Source organism: Breznakia sp. PFB1-19, assembly GCF_029893935.1.
Classification (GTDB): domain Bacteria; phylum Bacillota_I; class Bacilli_A; order Erysipelotrichales; family Erysipelotrichaceae; genus Breznakia; species Breznakia blatticola.
In genome coordinates this window covers 40,920-58,506 of record NZ_JARXXJ010000011.1, presented here as the reverse complement: position 1 = coordinate 58,506, position 17,587 = coordinate 40,920, and the positions used below count along the sequence as shown (strand labels likewise).

At 34.9% G+C, this 17,587-nt stretch carries 23 protein-coding genes and 1 other annotated feature; all 23 genes read right to left on the bottom strand.

Going from position 1 to position 17,587, the window contains the following annotated elements; all coding sequences use genetic code 11:
• Positions 1-7: 7 nt before the first annotated feature.
• A complete protein-coding gene (locus M2098_RS06915; RefSeq protein WP_280683053.1) occupies positions 8-778 on the bottom strand; it encodes a histidinol-phosphatase in 771 nt (256 codons plus the stop codon).
• On the bottom strand, positions 778-1,110 hold the full coding sequence (gene hisE / locus M2098_RS06910) for a phosphoribosyl-ATP diphosphatase (protein WP_134168642.1): 333 nt from the start codon (positions 1,108-1,110) through the stop codon (positions 778-780). Before hisE ends, M2098_RS06915 begins: the two co-directional genes overlap by 1 nt.
• An 8-nt stretch (positions 1,111-1,118) precedes the next feature.
• Positions 1,119-1,436 (bottom strand): phosphoribosyl-AMP cyclohydrolase, encoded by a 318-nt coding sequence (gene hisI, locus M2098_RS06905; RefSeq protein ID WP_134168640.1) that lies wholly within the window; start codon positions 1,434-1,436, stop codon positions 1,119-1,121.
• 1 nt (position 1,437) lies between these two features.
• Positions 1,438-2,199 (bottom strand): imidazole glycerol phosphate synthase subunit HisF, encoded by a 762-nt coding sequence (hisF, locus tag M2098_RS06900; RefSeq protein WP_280683049.1) that lies wholly within the window; start codon positions 2,197-2,199, stop codon positions 1,438-1,440.
• Positions 2,193-2,924 carry a 1-(5-phosphoribosyl)-5-[(5-phosphoribosylamino)methylideneamino]imidazole-4-carboxamide isomerase gene (gene hisA / locus M2098_RS06895; RefSeq protein WP_280683047.1) on the bottom strand — a complete coding sequence of 244 codons (732 nt, stop codon included), beginning with the start codon at positions 2,922-2,924 and terminating at the stop codon, positions 2,193-2,195. Before hisA ends, hisF begins: the two co-directional genes overlap by 7 nt.
• Positions 2,902-3,525: an imidazole glycerol phosphate synthase subunit HisH gene (hisH, locus tag M2098_RS06890; RefSeq protein ID WP_280683046.1), complete on the bottom strand. Its 624-nt coding sequence runs from the start codon at positions 3,523-3,525 to the stop codon at positions 2,902-2,904. Before hisH ends, hisA begins: the two co-directional genes overlap by 23 nt.
• Entirely contained in the window at positions 3,522-4,106 is a 585-nt protein-coding gene (hisB, locus tag M2098_RS06885) for an imidazoleglycerol-phosphate dehydratase HisB (RefSeq protein WP_280683044.1), read from the bottom strand. The genes hisH and hisB overlap by 4 nt, the downstream gene beginning before the upstream one ends.
• A 9-nt stretch (positions 4,107-4,115) precedes the next feature.
• Positions 4,116-5,132: a histidinol-phosphate transaminase gene (gene hisC / locus M2098_RS06880; protein ID WP_280683042.1), complete on the bottom strand. Its 1,017-nt coding sequence runs from the start codon at positions 5,130-5,132 to the stop codon at positions 4,116-4,118.
• Positions 5,119-6,411 carry a histidinol dehydrogenase gene (gene hisD / locus M2098_RS06875; RefSeq protein WP_280683040.1) on the bottom strand — a complete coding sequence of 431 codons (1,293 nt, stop codon included), beginning with the start codon at positions 6,409-6,411 and terminating at the stop codon, positions 5,119-5,121. Before hisD ends, hisC begins: the two co-directional genes overlap by 14 nt.
• Positions 6,395-7,039, bottom strand: coding sequence for an ATP phosphoribosyltransferase (hisG, locus tag M2098_RS06870; RefSeq protein WP_280683038.1), 645 nt, complete (start codon positions 7,037-7,039; stop codon positions 6,395-6,397). The genes hisD and hisG overlap by 17 nt, the downstream gene beginning before the upstream one ends.
• Positions 7,036-8,160, bottom strand: coding sequence for an ATP phosphoribosyltransferase regulatory subunit (hisZ, locus tag M2098_RS06865; protein ID WP_280683036.1), 1,125 nt, complete (start codon positions 8,158-8,160; stop codon positions 7,036-7,038). Before hisZ ends, hisG begins: the two co-directional genes overlap by 4 nt.
• 34 nt (positions 8,161-8,194) lie before the next feature.
• Positions 8,195-8,435 (bottom strand) — a binding site (T-box leader).
• A gap of 107 nt (positions 8,436-8,542) precedes the next feature.
• Positions 8,543-8,878, bottom strand: a complete 336-nt coding sequence (locus M2098_RS06860) for a hypothetical protein (RefSeq protein WP_280683034.1) — start codon at positions 8,876-8,878, stop codon at positions 8,543-8,545.
• A 75-nt stretch (positions 8,879-8,953) separates the two neighbouring features.
• Positions 8,954-10,165 (bottom strand): HlyD family efflux transporter periplasmic adaptor subunit, encoded by a 1,212-nt coding sequence (locus tag M2098_RS06855; RefSeq protein WP_280683032.1) that lies wholly within the window; start codon positions 10,163-10,165, stop codon positions 8,954-8,956.
• Positions 10,143-10,628 (bottom strand): hypothetical protein, encoded by a 486-nt coding sequence (locus M2098_RS06850; protein ID WP_280683030.1) that lies wholly within the window; start codon positions 10,626-10,628, stop codon positions 10,143-10,145. The genes M2098_RS06855 and M2098_RS06850 overlap by 23 nt, the downstream gene beginning before the upstream one ends.
• An 11-nt stretch (positions 10,629-10,639) precedes the next feature.
• Positions 10,640-12,796 carry a peptidase domain-containing ABC transporter gene (locus M2098_RS06845; RefSeq protein ID WP_280683029.1) on the bottom strand — a complete coding sequence of 719 codons (2,157 nt, stop codon included), beginning with the start codon at positions 12,794-12,796 and terminating at the stop codon, positions 10,640-10,642.
• Positions 12,786-12,959: a hypothetical protein gene (locus tag M2098_RS06840; RefSeq protein WP_166667535.1), complete on the bottom strand. Its 174-nt coding sequence runs from the start codon at positions 12,957-12,959 to the stop codon at positions 12,786-12,788. The genes M2098_RS06845 and M2098_RS06840 overlap by 11 nt, the downstream gene beginning before the upstream one ends.
• Before the next feature lie 88 nt (positions 12,960-13,047).
• Positions 13,048-13,716 (bottom strand): GntR family transcriptional regulator, encoded by a 669-nt coding sequence (locus tag M2098_RS06835; RefSeq protein ID WP_280683027.1) that lies wholly within the window; start codon positions 13,714-13,716, stop codon positions 13,048-13,050.
• Positions 13,717-13,743: 27 nt separating this feature from the next.
• Entirely contained in the window at positions 13,744-14,832 is a 1,089-nt protein-coding gene (locus M2098_RS06830) for a MupG family TIM beta-alpha barrel fold protein (RefSeq protein ID WP_134168611.1), read from the bottom strand.
• Between the two features lie 43 nt (positions 14,833-14,875).
• The gene (locus M2098_RS06825) at positions 14,876-15,322 is read right to left on the bottom strand and encodes a DUF3284 domain-containing protein (protein ID WP_280683024.1); all 447 of its coding nucleotides are present in this window, start codon (positions 15,320-15,322) and stop codon (positions 14,876-14,878) included.
• Positions 15,322-15,480, bottom strand: coding sequence for a hypothetical protein (locus tag M2098_RS06820; protein ID WP_280683022.1), 159 nt, complete (start codon positions 15,478-15,480; stop codon positions 15,322-15,324). The genes M2098_RS06825 and M2098_RS06820 overlap by 1 nt, the downstream gene beginning before the upstream one ends.
• 29 nt (positions 15,481-15,509) lie before the next feature.
• The gene (locus tag M2098_RS06815; protein WP_280683020.1) at positions 15,510-15,725 is read right to left on the bottom strand and encodes a hypothetical protein; all 216 of its coding nucleotides are present in this window, start codon (positions 15,723-15,725) and stop codon (positions 15,510-15,512) included.
• 13 nt (positions 15,726-15,738) lie between these two features.
• Positions 15,739-16,050, bottom strand: a complete 312-nt coding sequence (locus tag M2098_RS06810; protein ID WP_134168605.1) for a PTS lactose/cellobiose transporter subunit IIA — start codon at positions 16,048-16,050, stop codon at positions 15,739-15,741.
• 61 nt (positions 16,051-16,111) lie between these two features.
• Positions 16,112-17,524 carry a PTS transporter subunit EIIC gene (locus M2098_RS06805; protein WP_280683018.1) on the bottom strand — a complete coding sequence of 471 codons (1,413 nt, stop codon included), beginning with the start codon at positions 17,522-17,524 and terminating at the stop codon, positions 16,112-16,114.
• Positions 17,525-17,587 lie beyond the last annotated feature (63 nt).

Sequence of the window (17,587 nt, the reverse complement as noted above, 5' to 3'; positions counted from 1 at the left end):
CATACTCCTATAATTTTAATGTGTCGATAAAATGCAATTGTAAACCTTGCATTTCTTTTTGTGCTGTTTGCTCCAAAGAGCGATCGAGTAGCACACTTGGGTTATGTGCATCATACCCAAAAACAACCTTACATCCTTTGTTTGCAATAATTTTAAACACATCATAGTGTGGATACATATATTGCATTCCTGTAGGATATACTTTCTTACCATACTTCATCCCTTTAAGATTGATTTCTAAGACTGCATCATTGCGATTTACGGCATCACAAATACGTGCGATTGCTTCTTCATTGCGTGTGGTGAAATCTTCTTTTCCTAGCATAAAGTAATCCACATGTGCTACATATGTAGTCAATTTTGCATCTAATGCGGTAATGACTTGTTCTGCCATATAATCTACATCATCATCACTACAGCCATGATCATAATACTGATCAAAGTTTTTTGCATGTTGACCAACAATCATATAGTCACAACGTGATTGAACATCCTTAAGGTATTCTTTCTTATCTTCAAAATATTCGAACTCAACACCTACACGGATTTCAATTTGATCTTTATACTTCTCTTTTAGTTCATACATACGTTGAAAGTAGGCATCCATTTCAAGAAACGGAATTCGCTCTTGTGGATCGTCCCAACCATCATATCCTAAATGCTCACTAAAACCAAGTACTTGAAAGCCTGATTTGATTGCATTTTGAATATATTCTTCATCTTTTCCAACTGCATGTCCACAACGAATGGTATGTGTATGATAATTAAACGACTGCATTAATATTTCTCCACAGGTTTTCTTTCTGGTTTTAAGTTCCCACTTTTTTGACTACGTTTTTCAAGTTCATTATTTACATCATCCAATGTAATATTCTTTTCTGCCATTAAGACAAAAAGGTGGTAAAGTAAATCGCTAATTTCATTTACGATTTCTTCTTTATTATTTTCCTTCATTGCTGCAATAATGACTTCGGTTGCTTCTTCACCGATTTTTTTCAAGATTTTTTCTAAACCTTTTTCATATAAATATGCAGTATAGCTACCAACTTCTGCATGTTCTTTTCGATCAAGTAGTGTTTCATATAACACTTGTAATTCATTTTTTGCCATACGTCCTCCTATAAAACTTTATGAAAGAAACATGATTTTTCACCTGTATGACAGGCAACTCCATCCTGTTTCACAACTAACAATATTGTATCATAATCGCAATCCAAATACATATGAACCACGTGTTGATAATGCCCACTTGTTTCACCTTTTAGCCAAAGTTCGTTTCGACTACGTGAGTAATATGTCGCTAGCTTTGTGTCGATTGTTTTTTGTAAGCTTTCCTCATTCATATATGCAAGCATCAAGATTTCATTACTTCCTTCTTCTTGTACGATTACTGGAACTAATCCACCTTGTTTTGCAAAATCTATTTTATCAATCATCTTAATACCTCACTGGAATGCCGCGCTCATCTAAGTAACGCTTTACTTGTCCAACAGTTAATTCACCATAATGAAATAAACTAGCTGCTAATGCTGCATCAGCTACATCTTCCTTGAACACTTCATAAAAATCTTCAAGACTTCCACACCCGCCACTCGCAATAAGTGGCACGTCAATAATGGCATTGACGGCACGTAACATCTCTATATCAAATCCTTGTTTGGTTCCATCTGCATCCATACTTGTTAGCAAGATTTCTCCTGCACCTAAATCAACCGCTGTTTTTACCCAATCAAGTAAATCCAATCCTGTATCAATACGACCACCAGCAACAAACACATTCCATCCGCTATTATCTTCACGTTTCTTTGCGTCAATTGCGACTACTACACATTGCGAACCAAACGCTTTCGCTCCTTGTGAAATCAACTCTGGCTGTTTAATTGCTGCAGAGTTTAATGAAATCTTATCCGCTCCAGCTAGCAACATGTTACGCATATCTTCAACTGAGCGAATCCCGCCACCAATTGTAAAAGGAATGTAGATTTCTTTTGCGACATCATTTGCAACATCAACCATCGTTTTACGTTCTTCATGTGTTGCTGTAATATCTAAAAACACAATCTCATCTGCTCCTTGTGCATAGTATTCTTTGGCTAAAGTAACGGGATCACCAACTTCTTTGATCCCAACAAAATTGATTCCTTTCACCACTTTTCCTTCTCTAACATCTAAACAAGGAATGATTCGTTTTGTTAGCATGAGATTTCCCCCTTTGCAACTGCAATCGCTTGTTTTAAATCAAGCGTTTTATGATACATAGCCTTACCTGTAATTGCACCATAGAAATTTTTAATCTTTGCAAGTGCGGCAATATCATCAATATCTTTAATTCCACCACTGGCAATAATTTGCATGTTGACATGGTTTTGCAATTCTTGATACATCGATGCATGTATTCCACTCAGTGTTCCATCTTTTGAGATATCTGTCACAATAATTGTTTTCACACCCATGTTTTCAAGTTTCTTTGTGAAGTCTAAATAGTGCTCATTACTTGCTTCTAGCCAACCACGACCATATACATAACCGTCCTTAAAGTCTACACCGACTGCAATCTTATCTCCATAACTAGCAAGTGCTTGTACTAGAAAACCTGGATTTTCTAAAGCAACTGTTCCTAATATCACACGACTTACACCGTTTTTTAGATAGTAATCAATTGCTTCCATGTTGCGAATTCCACCACCGATTTCAATAGGTATCGATAAGGTTTTGGCAACTTCAACAATAGCCTGTGCATTTTTTAGCATTCCATCTTTTGCCCCATCCAAATCCACAAGGTGTATATACTGTGCCCCTGCTTCTTCAAATTGTTTGGCAAGTTCTAAGATGCTTCCGTCAACACGTTCCACTTGATTGTAATCCCCTTTGTATAGACGAACAGGTTTTCCATCAAGAATATCAATTGCTGGTAGAATAATCATCACACACCTCCATAAATTTCTTTAGCATTGCAAGTCCAACTTCACCACTTTTTTCAGGGTGATATTGCATCGCATAAATTTGTCCCTTATGAAAATACGCAGGAATTTTTGCATTCCCATACGTACTATACGCAACTAGATCATCTTCATCATAGTTTGCAGCTACAAAACTGTGTACAAAATATACATATGCATCTTGTTCTTTATCAATAAGTACATCATCTTGTGTATATTCAAGTTGATTCCAACCCATATGTGGAATTTTTTCATCCACTTTGATGCGTGTAACTTCTCCTTTAAAGAAAGAAAACCCGTCTGTAATTTGGCCTTCATATCCTCTTTCAAACATAACTTGCATACCTAAGCAAATCCCCAATAGTGGTGTTCTGTTTTTTACAACTTGATACACAACATCAATCAAGTTTCGTTTATTTAAATTTTGCATCGCTTCTTCAAATGCACCAACACCAGGTAAAATAACCCCGTCAGCTTTTTCAATTTCGTATGGATCTGATGTGATTATCGTTTTTGCACCTAGTGTATCTAAAGCATTTTTTACACTGTGTAAATTTCCTAATCCATAGTCAATAATCGCTATCATTGAATCACTCCCTTGCTCGAAGGAATTGCTGTACCTTCAACACGAATTGCCTGTTTCAGTGCACGTCCAAACCCTTTAAACATCGCTTCTACTTTGTGGTGATCATTATCTCCATACGCAACATTGATGTGCAATGTAAGTCGCGCTTGCATAGCTAATGCATAGAAGAATTCTTTGGTCATCTCTAGTGAATAATTATTGATGTTATCACGTGTAAATGATGCATTAAACACCAAATATGGACGGCCATTAATATCTAAATCCACCGTACATAATGTTTCATCCATTACTAAGCGCATACTTCCATACCGTGCGATTCCACGTTTATCTGCTAATGCATCTTGGATTAGTTCACCAAGCAAAATCCCACAATCTTCAATCATATGGTGATCATCTACATATAAATCTCCTTTTGCTTTACAGCATAAATCGATATTTGAGTGAAATGCAAACAAAGTTAACATATGATCAAAAAAACCAACACCTGTATCAATATCACATGTACCACTACCATCTAGATTGATTGACATTTCAATTTGTGTTTCTTTTGTATCTCTTTTCTTACTCGCAATACGTTTCATACTTTCACCTTATACCTTTCGTAAGATATCCATAACTTTCTTATTATCTTCATTTGAACCTACGGTTATTCTAAAATATGCGTCTTTGAAATTACGAATGATGATTTGTGCATCATCCATTAGTTGCAACAACTTTTCTTTATTTGTACTTGTGCCATAGAAATAGTTTGCGCATGATGGATATAGTGTAACATTCTTTGGTTTATCACGTCCATAATCCTCATACATAGCATCTCTAGCTTGTTTGATTTGCTCAATATTTTCTTGCACACGATCTTTTTGTTGGAGTACTCGAGTCGCCACGACTTGAGTTAATGCATTTACATTATAGGGTACTTTATATGTCTGTAATGTTTCCATCGTTTCTTTGTGTGCAATCATCATTCCACAACGAATTGCAGCTAAACCAAATGCTTTAGATAGTGTTCTAGTCACAAGTAAATTTTTGTATACATCCACTTGATCAATCATAGAGCTATCGCTGAATTCTGCATATGCTTCATCAATAATGACATATGTGTCTGCAAATGCCTCTACAATTTTTATAAGATCTTCTTTTTCAATACAACGTCCTGTTGGATTGTTTGGATTTGAAAAACAAATCAAATCCGGATTCGCTTTCTTTCCAAGTTGAATAAATGCATCAACATCAAATGTATCTTCTACTTTCAAAGGAAAGCGAACAATGTTTGCATCTTGTAAAGTTGCATAATAATCGTACATTGAAAAATCGTATTCAAGTGTATAAAGAGTTTTATTCGATCCTAAACGTAAGTGAATTAGTAATCCTAAAACTTCATCACTTCCATTACCAACCATAATTTGATCAGCATCAACCCCAATATAGCTTGCATATGCTTCTCTAATCATTGTAACATCATTGTCTGGATAACGATTAAAATCAATATTCTTTATATCTTCAATAATGGATTCCAGGATGTCGGCATCGATATTTTGGGGATTTTCATTTGCATTCAACAACAATCCTTGTTGTTGATTTGCTTCATATGCATCAATCTTTTTCATTATCTAATCTAACCTCAACTGCATTCGCATGTGCAAATAATTCTTCTTGTTTTGCAAATGTTGCAATTTTCCTTCCTTCTTCTAACAATACTTCTTTTGGATAATACAAATATGAACTTGTTTTCACAAAACTGTGAACCCCTAATGGCGAATAAAAACGAGCGGTTCCGTTAGTTGGAAGTACGTGATTTGTCCCTCCAAAGTAATCTCCAATACTTTCACAACTGTAATATCCTAAAAAGACACTTCCTGCATTTGTAACGAGCGGTAAATATTCTTTTGCATCTTCTACCATTAATTCTAAGTGTTCTGGTGCAATTGCATTTGAATAGGTAATCGCTTCTTCAATACTAGATACAACCATCGCATACCCGTATGCGTTAAATGATGTCTCGATAATATCTTTTCTAGGCATATCTTTTATTTGTTTGGCTAGTTCTTGTTCTACTTGATCTATCAAAGTTTTACTTGTGCTAATTAAAATACTACTTGCCATTGGATCATGTTCTGCTTGACTCATTAAATCTGCTGCAATATATACTGGATTTGCTTTAGCATCTGCGATTACGAGAATCTCACTTGGTCCTGCAACCATGTCGATATCCACTTGTCCATACACTAGTTTTTTTGCTTCAGCCACGTAAATATTTCCTGGTCCTACAATTTTATCCACACGCGGAATACTTTCGGTTCCATATGCAAGTGCTGCAATTGCTTGTGCACCACCAACTTTGTAAATCGTATCCACACCAGCAACCTTTGCAGTTGCTAAAATTACAGGATTGATCTTTCCTTCTTTATTTGGTGGTGAGACCATAATTACTTCTTTAACGCCAGCGATTTTTGCAGGAATCACATCCATTAGTACAGTACTTGGGTAAGGTGAACGTCCTCCAGGTACATAAATTCCAACTTTCTCTAATGGAATTACGCGTTGTCCCATATACACACCATTATCTTTTTCTAACTCATATCCTTGGCGTTTTTGCGCTTCATGATAAAATGTAATATTTTCCTTTGCTTCTTCTAGTATGGCAATCAAATTTGGATCACAGTTAGCATATGCCTCATCGATTTCTTCTTTACTAACAGTAAAAGAATCTAGAGATACACCATCAAATTTATTTGTATATTCTTTTAATGCTTCATCTTTACGATTTTTTACATCACGTAAAATATCTAAGACAGATGCTGTAATATTTGGGTCGATTTCCATCGAACGTGCTTGCAATAATTCATTAAAAGCTGCTTTATCTTGTATATCAATTTGCTTCAACATTTCGATTTCTTACCTCCTTTTGCAAATCTGTAAGTACTTGCATGATTTCATCACGTTTCAAACGAAAACTTGCTTTATTCACAATGACACGTGCACTAATATCACAAATACGGTCTAAAACAACTAAACCATTTTCTTTTAGTGTCGTTCCTGTTTCCATAATATCCACAATCGCATCACATAAGCCAAGTATCGGTGCAAGTTCTACTGAACCTTCGATTTTAATAATTTCAACATCAAGACCACATTGTTTAAAGTATGTTTTTGCGACTGTTGGATATTTTGTCCCTATTTTAATGTGCCCATTTTTTGTGAAGGGATCTTTACCTGGCAAACTAGCTACAATAAATCCACATTTTCCTAGTTCCAAATCAAGTAACTCATAAAAACGATTTCTTGATTCTAATAGTGTATCTTTACCAACAAAACCTAAGTCTGCAACACCTTGTTCAACATAGGTCACACAGTCTGCTGCTTTTACTAAGAAGTATTCAATATCTTTTTTCGTATCTTGAATTACGAGTTGACGTGTATCTTTTTGTAAGTTTTCAACACCATAACCACAAGCATCTAGCATCTTTACACTTTGCTTTTGTAATCTACCTTTCGTTAATGCAATTGAAATCATAACTGTTCTCCTTTTACTTTAACTCCTGTAATTGATGTATTGGGTGTCAATACAACAATTGTATTTTCATCATATGTCTTACGTAATGCAATGGCTTCTACAAGTGCGTCACGACCATATTCAATTTCTACTTTCTTTGCTTGCTCTTCATATGTGTAAGCTTCCATTAATTGATCAAGTTTGATTGAAAATCCAACAGCTGGACTTGCCTTTCCAAAACGTTCAAGTAAATCATCATAACGTCCTCCAGAAAGCACACGTAATCCAACTCCTTCAACAAAGGCATCGAAAATAATACCTGTGTAGTAATTCAAGTTTCCAATCTTACTCAAATCAAAAGAAACAACATCTTTGTAGCCTAGTGTTTCTAGTGTTTGATATACACTTCGTAAATTATCAATGACAGCAAGTAATTCATCATTGAAAGCAAATCGTTTTGCTATATCTAATACATCAACTGGGCCACTCCACCAAATCATTTCTGTAAAGAATGTTGCATAAGTTTCATCTATTGCTAATTCATTCACGTAATTTTTTAAGTCAACAAGTGCTTTACGATCAATCAAATCTGCTAATACTTCCATTTGTTCGTTACTTAAATTTGCTGCTTTGCATGCCTCTTTAAAGAAACGTACATCACCAATTTCAAAGGTGAAATCCTGTGTATCTACTACTTGTAGTGCATCTAGTGCAGTGACAAGTATTTCAATATCTCCTTCAGGTTCAGCAAGACCAATCAGTTCTACTCCACAATCCGTAATTTCATTTTTATTTCCTGATAATGTTTCGTGTGATTTGAATACATTCGCACTATATGAAAAACGTAGTGGTCCATCAACGTCTTTAAACTTTGTGGCACAAACGCGTGCAATTGGGATTGTCATATCTGCTTTTAATGTCACAATACGCCCATGATCATCCATGGATTTATAAAAGTCTTGTTCTTTTATATTTTGAAAACCAACAGCATATGTCTCATAGTATTCAATTCCTGGAGTTATGACTTCATCATATCCCCATAATCGAAATGTTTTCTCAATTTCTTGTTGTAATTGTCTTTTCTTTTTTGCCTCAGTCAATACTAAATCACGCATTCCTGATGGTACACTAAATATATTCATATGATCCTCCTTTATGTACAAAAAAAACTTCCATCCAAAGGACGAAAGTTTAACTTACGTGGTTCCACCTTTTTTTATTGATACTTCACAGCACCAACCTCTTCGAGTACTATCATACTCTAGCAAGATAACGGTTGCAGGGACACCGATGAAGACTACTTATTTCACCTTCATAACTCCAAGACGTGTTCACGAATCTGCCAATCTTCTTTTTCACCAACCAAGAAGTCTCTACGCTTTTTAGATACGTTACTATTTCTTATCATCGTTTATTGTTAGAATCATTATATGATGTATGTTTCATTGTGTCAACAGTATTTTCATTTTCTTTCATGTAAATATTTTCATAAATAAGAAAAACCAGATTTCTCTGGTTTCCAGCTTATAGATAACTTGCCCATCGAGGGGTCCTTCCCCAAGCCATTGTGTGGAAATACACACGAATTCCATTTCCGTTCGCACCTGATTTAAATACTTTAGCAGCTCCACCTAGTACAGTTGATATTGCACTAGCATACGGTGCAGCAGCCGCACAAAAATATGCAATCGCACTTGAGACCGTTGAGCCAACACTCAACCACCAAGAGATGTTTTTACAATCGGTCTTTGTCATTGTGTACGTCCATTGCGCATGTCCAGTATGCGTCCAATACCCTTGTGCAAAATGTTCCAATTTGTTATCTACTGCAACATAGTGTTTTGGTAATACAAGTTCCATAGTTCCTCCTTTCTAAGCAAGGTGCTCATCATTATATTCACCTCGAAAAAAAAGAATCCTAAGATTCTTTCAATTCTATGATGTAAAGTTAAGTAAGGATAATACATAGTCTAAATAGCTTTCTTCTTCATATACAATTTTACAAGTTACCGGCATCGATTTTTTTAATTGTTTAAAACTCTTTGTGTCTTTGACTTTTGCATAGTCCATCATAACAATCATCCGATATACAAGAACTTGTCCATTACTTGTCTCTTGTTGTAACGTGCCTTGATCAATACTCACTACCATACCAGGTATATTTGGATAAAGGTGTTCATTTAAACCATGTAACTGGATGAACACTGGATCACCAAGTTTGATCTTTGCTATATCATTTGCATCGACATACGTTTCCACTACCCAACGATTTGGTTCATCTTTACTAATACTTGCTACTACTCCATTTGCTTGAATGCTTACTCCTTCATACATAGGATTTAAATAGTGTACATATCCTTCATTAGTTGCACGAATGACATAGGTTGATTCATTTGTTGATGCTAGTAAATGATTTCCTTCTAACTCTTGTTTTTGGGTTTCTACTTGGGTTCTTTGTGTACCTAACTCACTGATAAATTGATAAAATAATTTATCACTTTGTGGAATGTTTTGTAGTTCTTGTTGGAGTTGTTTTACTTCGTCTTGTAAAGCTTCTACACTACTTTGTTTACCCTCCTTTTCCATAGGATCACTGATGCTTGCAAGAGTCTTTTGTTCTTGAGAAAGCTTTTGATTTTTTTGATATAAACTTTCTTCTACTCGTTTTCGTGAGATTTGTTCTTCCTTTACCTGTAGTAAATAGTATTCGACTTTTCCATAATATTCTTGTTGCAATCCATGATTTTGCAAATGATTAACCTTTTCACGCAATGAACTTTCATATAAATCCATAATGGATAGTTTTTCTTTCGCTTGATTGTATTGTTCGAGTAGAGCTTCTACTTCACTACCATTTTTCCCATCACTAACAACAAATAAGATATCGCCATTTTCTACATATTCACCTTCACTTGTTTCTATTGAGATAACAGCACCTTGTACATTACTAGTTACATAATGACTATCTTTTGCGACTACACTGCCTTGTCCATAGACAACATAGGGTTTCAAAAGAAAACATGAACCCCAAGCAATAAGACTTACAAACAATACAGTCACAAGCAAAGTAATCCATATATACTTTGGCGGTTTGCGATCAAAGAAAAAGCGTGTAAACTTCAAATCATGTACGTTGTATAGTTTCATGTGTTATTCCTTCTAAAGGAACATACATCACTGCATGAATTCGCTCTTCACTATTTTCATAAAACAAAGTATATAGTTCACCTGTACTGGCATATTCATGTTCATACAAATACACACTTAACTTTTGATGCGATAGATCAAAGAATCTAGGATGATCACAAAACTCTACACATAAACAATCTTCAAGCGTAATTTGTTGAATGGTTGAAAATGCATGATCATGCAAAGTATTGGTTTGCATCATCAGTGTATAATCCAATAACAAATCCCCTTCATCTGTAAATGTACTTCCACACAATTTATGAATTAATGGCCCATGGACATCGATTTGTTGAAGTTGGATACGATTGATGAATTGTTGCAGATATCGTTCAAATTCATACACTTGTATTTGATGAATCGGTTCAGTAATTAATTGTTGTAATTGTAATGATGCATGTTCACTAATTTTAATATGTTTCATAAATTCCTTTCTTATGTTTTTTCTAACATACGATAATATAATCCTTTTCGTGTATATAATTCCTCATGGCTACCACTTTCCAGTATTTTTCCTTGGTTAAGTACATGAATTACATCACACGACTGAATGGTAGATAGACGATGTGCAATGAGTATTCTTGTGTAACCTTCAAGTTGATTAAATATAATATCAGTAATCATTGCTTCACTTTTACTATCCAAATTACTCGTTACTTCATCAAAGATAAAAATATCTGGTTGTTTAAGTAAGGCGCGAGCAATTCCAATTCTCTGTTTCTGTCCTCCAGAAATATTACTTGAACCTTCTTGTATCATACTTAAATACCGCTTTTCCAATCCATCAATCCATTCGTGTATTCCTACTTGTTTACATACTCGAACAATCTCTTCATATGATGCATCTGGTTTAGCAAGTTTTAAATTATCTAATATCGTCCCAGAGAATAACTGTACTTCTTGTGGTACATATGCAATTTTCTTACGCAGTTCATGCATACACAAATCTTTAATATCATAATCACCAATAGTAATCGATCCATGTTCGACCTCATAATAGCGAAGTAATAAGCGAACAAGTGAAGTCTTCCCACCACCACTTTCACCAACAAGCCCAACAACTTGACCAGGCTGAATCGTAAATCGTAATTGTTTAAAAAGGTAATCTTGTTTTCCATATGCAAAACTTACATCATGAAATACAATTGGTGCATCTAATGTAAACTGTGTAATTGCTACATCTTGCATTTCCTCACTATCAAGTTCCATTAATTCTCGAAGCCGATCAATGGAAATTCCAACTTCTTGAAAGCGTAGCTGCAAGGAAACTAAACTTTGTATCGGTTCCATAAAATATTGTGATAGGGTTTGAAACACCAACAAATCACCAATACTCATTTTCTGTTGCATGATGTAGTATGCACCCACACCTAGAAAAATATAGTTTGCGAGTCCATTTATACTATTGGATAAAAAAGATTGTAGAATAGATAATTTCCCTTCTTTATAGTTAATGGTCAGTGTTTTAATAAAAGCTTTTTCTATTGCAAGTAAACGTTGTTTTTCATTGTTTTGCGCTTTCACTGTATCCATATTTTGCAAGGTTTCAATTAATGTTGCATTCATTTGCGAATTGGCTTCCATCTGCTTTATATTAATCGCCTTATATGGTTTCTTAAAAACATAGATTAAGACTATATTCAATAATACAATCACAAACAAAATAGAAAATAACGTGCGATTCATCGTAAATAAAATCACCGATGAACAAATTGCTAAGACACAATCCATCAATAAGGAAATCGCTACATTTGAAAACACTTCCTTTATCGTAATCGCATCTTGAAATCGCGTTAGGATATCCCCCACTTTACGATTTTTAAAATAACTAAATGATAGATACAGAACGTGTTTGAAATAACCTAGTAATAAAGGAATATCAATCTTTCTTGAAAAGAAAAGTAAGACATGTTCTCTTGCTGCTGATAATGTGTTTTGTAGCAACAAGACAAACGAGAAGAATACCAAATATACAACTAACAATTGTCCTTTGTTGTAAGGGATTAATTCATCCATCACAATTTTTGAACAAAGGGATGATACAATGCCAAACACAGTCAACAAGATGGACATAAAGATAACTTGTAAAATTAGTTTCTTATATGGCAACATCAAATTCGCAAACAAACCAAACATCGACTGACTTTTCACACTTGCTAGTTTTACATCATGTTCTTTTACTAATACAATGACAATCCCACCAAAGATAGACTCCAATTCTTCCTTGGATATCTTTTTTACACCAGCAATTGGATCAGCAATAATGTATTCTTCTTTTCTTGTGATTTTATAAAGTAAAATATAGTGCCACTGCCCTTGTGAATTACTAACCTGTAAAATAATAGGATAGATCATATCATTATGTAAATCTGATACACTCGTACGAACTGCTTGTGCTAAAAATCCATAAGAGTGCAAAACATCTACCAAATCATGAACTCTTGTTCCTTGAAGTTGAACGCCTAACTGTTCACGTAATGCTTCATAACTATAGGTATATCCATAATGTTGCAATACACTTGCTAATGTTGCAACACCACAATCATAGTCATCACGTTGCAATACACAGGCATACTTCTTTTTACGAATCATGATGATCTTGTTTTCGCATCAATATCAAAGAAACAAACATAATAAATGTGAAAAAGAAAATCACACTTGTAAAATCAAGTGGAAGAATTTTAAATGTTACAAGTAATCCTAATCCAATGGCTAGCCAACTACTTACTTGATATATGATATGTAAATATTTCATAGAAAACTCCTTTCAATACTCTATTCACAAAATTACTCAAAATTCCTATTATATACAAAAAAACCGCCATTATAGAGCGGTCTTTAGACTATGTTACGATTTCAATGACTTTTTCTGCCGGGTTGTTGTACACCTTCATAAAGATGACTGGTTCCCCGCTAATACGATTCACAATGTTTTCGACAAGGATGATAGGTTCATTAACTCGAACCGCTAACATATGTGCATATTGTGGTGGTACCATCACCGGCTTAAAACGTGAAGTTAAACTTCCTTCACTATACAAGCGATTGAAATCTTTCCAATTTGGAAGATTTCGTAATTCTTCATCACTTAAATTTAAACGACGAATATATATTTCTTCAATACATTGTGGTAGTTCATTTTTACTTACTAAGCGAATCATTCGAACCACTGGTTCATCATCACTTATTCGTAAAGCTTCTTGTACATCATCACCTGAACTCGCTTTCACATCGAAATAAATCATCTTATATGTAAGACTATCTATATCTTCTGTGTTAATCAATGTATTCTTTTTATGAAGGGTGCTATCAGCAACAAACGTTCCCCGATTACTGTCACGATATAGATACCCCTCATCAACCAATGCTGAAACTGCTTTGCGCACCGTCATTCGACTTGCATCAAAACGTTTCGTGAGATCACGCTCACTTGGAATTGGTGAATTGGGTGGTAAATCTTTTATCATTTCCAGCATTTCCTGTTGGATTTTCTTATAAACAGGAACATCCATGCGTTCTCCCCCCTTCATGCAAAAATGCTATTCCATAAAACCAAATGGTCTCCAAGGTTCGATGTAATCAAGTAACATCATTTCATTATCAGGAATTCGTCCGATAACATTCTTACGTCCATCATTTGGCATATCTTTTAATACAATGTGTAACTCACCTTTGTAACGTGAGTAGTTGTCATTAACAACGATTACATCCCCGCGACGTAAGTCCCTTGTGTTTTCTGGTGGTACACTTTCACTCGCATACGTTACACGTGGAAACGTTGAACGTGCCATGTACTCACTCATATCTCCACGAACATAATGTTCATGTTCAAAAATTACTTTGCGTTCTGTTGGATGCAATTCTTTTTCGTAATCAATTTTAAACGTCAATAAACCTGGTTGAATTTTCGCACAAGTCTCTAATTCTTCACGTGTAGCAAATTGGTTTCCGATAATCACATCATCAATCATACCTGTCGCTACCAAGTGACGCATTTGTACATCAATTGGTAAATCACGATGTGATTCAAGTGTACACAATCCTTCATTCACTGGCCAAGGCCCAAACGTTCCCTTTGCTTGACTAGAAACGAAGGCTGCAATTTTTAAGCCGTGTTTCTTAATCATATTATTGCATAAATTGAAATGTTTTTCACTTAAACCTGTGTATCTTTGTGGATAAAAATTGTGACAAGTAATCATTTTATCTTTGTCTGGGTAATGAGAAATAATATTATCAATATATCCATTTCCAAAACTTGCATTAATTTCGATTTTTAAGCCTTCTTTATTGTACGTCATAAGGCTTTCTTTTTGCCCACCAAATCCTTCATCTAAACGAATTCCATCAGCATGCATTTCTTTAAAAAATGATAGATCATCATAACTAGCACCTAATTTTTCAAACACAAATGGTGCAACATCTAAAATTACTTCCATGTTGAATGTATGTGCATAATCGATCATTTCTCTAAATTCTTCTAATATTTCTTGCTTTGTTCTTCCTTCAACACTTAATAGACAAGTGAAGATTCTTGTAAATCCACATTCTGCTGCATCTTTAATATATGCTTTATTTTTTTCTAAAGGTGCATGTTCTGGATATACAGATATTCCTAATCGAGCCATCTTTTTCTTCCCTTTCTTCTTAAAAAAAGAATAGCGTTAACCACTATTCTTTACTATCTAGTAATGTTTGAAGTTGGTTAAACATAAGATCCATCTTTTTTTTACTTGAACGAGAGAATAATTTATTCATTAAACTAAAATTCAAGTTTTTGCTTGTTTTATCAGAAATAAAATCTTCTTCATAGGTAAGAGCAAAAAGATCATCATCTTCATCTTCAAGATGATACGAAACTGTATTAACACCTTGTGCACTAAAGAATTTAGCAACATATACTTCATTTGGTACAAGTTCAGTCAATTCTACCTTAACACGTCCTTCTTGTCCCATCTTTGTTTTCAATTGCTTGTAGTAAGTAAATCCAGAATGTAAATCACTTTCTATATATTGTTTACCATCTTCGCTGTTTGCATTGATATCTGCTAATATCGACTCCATAAAAAGTTTATAACACGTTTCCTTTTTACCGCGCATCAATCTAGTTGCTTCCATTATTTATCCTTCTTTCTGTTTTTAAACAATTGAAAGGCACCATACCCTGCGATGACAAGTCCACTAACTAACATTGGTATACTATTTCCCATCAGCGGATAAAAGCAAATTAACAAACAACCTAATCCTAAAAGTACTAATGCATTTTCTTTCTTCATGTTTACCACCTAACTTCTATCATTATATACTATGCAACTGAAACTGAAAAGTATAAAACGGAACCAATCTCTGTTGCTTTAATTGCTGCTTTCATTGTTGCTATTGCATCATCCATATCTTGGGCATCAACAGCGAAAAATAAGTTAATACCTTCTTTTTTTTCAAAAGTATATTTATATTTATCAATTCCTTCAACCGTTTCAATAATGAAATCTTGTTTCATCGGACACGAAATTTTAATCATCTTTTACTCCTTACTACTTATCTAATCTTTTGTATACGTCAATAAACTCGTTTGCTAAAATCTTGAATGCTTCAGCACTCATTAATTGATCTTCTGCATGAAGTAACAATAATGTTACTTTTTCCAATTCCCCATTAGCTTCTTGCTGAATCAATTTTGCGTGTGCGTGATGTCCTTCTGTGAAGAATTTCTCTCCTTCAGTGATCGATTCTTGTGCTTTCTCATATTCCCCAGCTTTCGCATGTTGGATTGCTTCAATGAAGCAACTTCTAGCTCCCCCAACATTTGAAATGATTTGAAAACATACTAATTCTAATCCTTCCATAACTAACCTCCTATAATTAGTGCAAAAGGAGGATTGAATATCCTCCTTAAAATGTTAAGTCCTATTCAGCTTCTGTATCAGCTAAATCAACTTTGTTACCGATAAGAACGAAGATTCCCCAAATAACAACTCCGATTACAAGGTTAACAAGTGCTAATACACCCGCTAAAATATTTCCACCAGTTGCAAGAATTGCATAAACTACTGGAGGCATAATCCAAGGTACTGGTACATACACAGGTGGAACAATTTGAGCTGCTGTAGCTGCATATGCAACGATTGTAAGTACAATTGGTACTAACATCCAAGGGATGAAGTAAATTGGGTTAAGCACGATTGGCATACCAAATACGATTGGCTCGTTAATGTTGAATAATCCCATTGGTGCAGATAGTGCTGCAATTGTTTTTGATTCTTGACGTTTTGAGAAGATGAAGATTGCAATAATTAAGGCAATTGAACATCCAGCTCCACCCATCCAAACATATGCATCAAATGATCCACGAGTCCACATGTATTCCATTGCTTTTCCAGCAGTGTGTGCAGCATTGTTTTCAGTGGTTGCAGTTAAATATACACCATCTAGTACTGGTGCAAGTACGTTTGTTCCGTGGATTCCAAAGAACCAGAATAATTGCACTGCGATTACTACAATAATTACAGCTCCAAATCCTTGTGATAATGCTAAGAATGGTGCTTGTACGTTTTCGAAAATAATATCTCCAATTGACGAACCAGTCCATAAACTTACTAAGTAAGCCGCAATACCAGCAATGTAAATCGCGATTACTCCAGGAATAATTGATGCGAACGCTTTTGATACTGCAGGTGGCACTGAATCAGGTAATTTAATTGTAATTTTAGCTAACATTAATTTACAGTAAATAACTCCAGTTACTAATCCAACGATTAATGCTGTAAATAATCCACCAGCGTTTAGGTACGCCCAGTTAAGATTTCCCCAAGCTCCAATTCCAGAAATAACAGTTCCTCCAGCATCTGCTGTACCAAGTGTTAATCCAGCTGTTTTGAAAATTTCTAGTGCATCAGCACCTAATACTGCTTCCCCTAAGTCAATTGCTGCAGTTGCAGATTGTGGTGTAACTGTAATGAATGCTGCAAAAGCAACTACCCCACCAGCTAACGCTGGAACTTTGTAAACTTTTGCAAGTTGGTAACCAAGAGCAAATACGAATACCATTGATAAGATTGCTAATGTTCCCCACCAAACGTTACCGTTAACTCCGATAATTCCAGATACGAATGAGTTTGAAACGAAACTATTTCCTGCTCCCCACCATTCGTTTGGTAAATCTTTAAAGAATACATTTAATAATGTTGCAAATGCTCCCGCCATTGTGATTGGCATAATTGCGATAAACGCATCACGAATTGCAACTAAGTGTTTTTGCGAACCAATTTTCGCCGCGACTGGAACAAAATGTTGCTCCATCCAGTTTGTAAAACCTTTCATGTTCCTCTCCTTTTAAATGAATCAATACTATGTAATAAATCGATCTTCACTTTTCCTACCGAT

Coding starts and splice junctions, on each gene's coding strand:
- hisC (WP_280683042.1), bottom strand. CDS start 5,132: ATGAAAAAGATTGATGCATATGAAGCAAATCAACAACAAGGATTGTTG.
- hisD (WP_280683040.1), bottom strand. CDS start 6,411: ATGTTGAAGCAAATTGATATACAAGATAAAGCAGCTTTTAATGAATTA.
- M2098_RS06915 (WP_280683053.1), bottom strand. CDS start 778: ATGCAGTCGTTTAATTATCATACACATACCATTCGTTGTGGACATGCA.
- M2098_RS06820 (WP_280683022.1), bottom strand. CDS start 15,480: ATGAAGAAAGAAAATGCATTAGTACTTTTAGGATTAGGTTGTTTGTTA.
- M2098_RS06830 (WP_134168611.1), bottom strand. CDS start 14,832: ATGGCTCGATTAGGAATATCTGTATATCCAGAACATGCACCTTTAGAA.
- M2098_RS06835 (WP_280683027.1), bottom strand. CDS start 13,716: ATGGATGTTCCTGTTTATAAGAAAATCCAACAGGAAATGCTGGAAATG.
- M2098_RS06855 (WP_280683032.1), bottom strand. CDS start 10,165: ATGAAACTATACAACGTACATGATTTGAAGTTTACACGCTTTTTCTTT.
- hisB (WP_280683044.1), bottom strand. CDS start 4,106: ATGAAACGTATTGCGAGTAAGAAAAGAGATACAAAAGAAACACAAATT.
- M2098_RS06810 (WP_134168605.1), bottom strand. CDS start 16,050: ATGGAAGGATTAGAATTAGTATGTTTTCAAATCATTTCAAATGTTGGG.
- M2098_RS06825 (WP_280683024.1), bottom strand. CDS start 15,322: ATGGAAGCAACTAGATTGATGCGCGGTAAAAAGGAAACGTGTTATAAA.
- hisG (WP_280683038.1), bottom strand. CDS start 7,039: ATGATTTCAATTGCATTAACGAAAGGTAGATTACAAAAGCAAAGTGTA.
- M2098_RS06805 (WP_280683018.1), bottom strand. CDS start 17,524: ATGAAAGGTTTTACAAACTGGATGGAGCAACATTTTGTTCCAGTCGCG.
- hisA (WP_280683047.1), bottom strand. CDS start 2,924: ATGATTATTCTACCAGCAATTGATATTCTTGATGGAAAACCTGTTCGT.
- M2098_RS06850 (WP_280683030.1), bottom strand. CDS start 10,628: ATGAAACATATTAAAATTAGTGAACATGCATCATTACAATTACAACAA.
- M2098_RS06840 (WP_166667535.1), bottom strand. CDS start 12,959: ATGAAATATTTACATATCATATATCAAGTAAGTAGTTGGCTAGCCATT.
- hisI (WP_134168640.1), bottom strand. CDS start 1,436: ATGATTGATAAAATAGATTTTGCAAAACAAGGTGGATTAGTTCCAGTA.
- M2098_RS06860 (WP_280683034.1), bottom strand. CDS start 8,878: ATGGAACTTGTATTACCAAAACACTATGTTGCAGTAGATAACAAATTG.
- hisF (WP_280683049.1), bottom strand. CDS start 2,199: ATGCTAACAAAACGAATCATTCCTTGTTTAGATGTTAGAGAAGGAAAA.
- hisE (WP_134168642.1), bottom strand. CDS start 1,110: ATGGCAAAAAATGAATTACAAGTGTTATATGAAACACTACTTGATCGA.
- M2098_RS06815 (WP_280683020.1), bottom strand. CDS start 15,725: ATGATTAAAATTTCGTGTCCGATGAAACAAGATTTCATTATTGAAACG.
- M2098_RS06845 (WP_280683029.1), bottom strand. CDS start 12,796: ATGATTCGTAAAAAGAAGTATGCCTGTGTATTGCAACGTGATGACTAT.
- hisH (WP_280683046.1), bottom strand. CDS start 3,525: ATGATAGCGATTATTGACTATGGATTAGGAAATTTACACAGTGTAAAA.
- hisZ (WP_280683036.1), bottom strand. CDS start 8,160: ATGAATATATTTAGTGTACCATCAGGAATGCGTGATTTAGTATTGACT.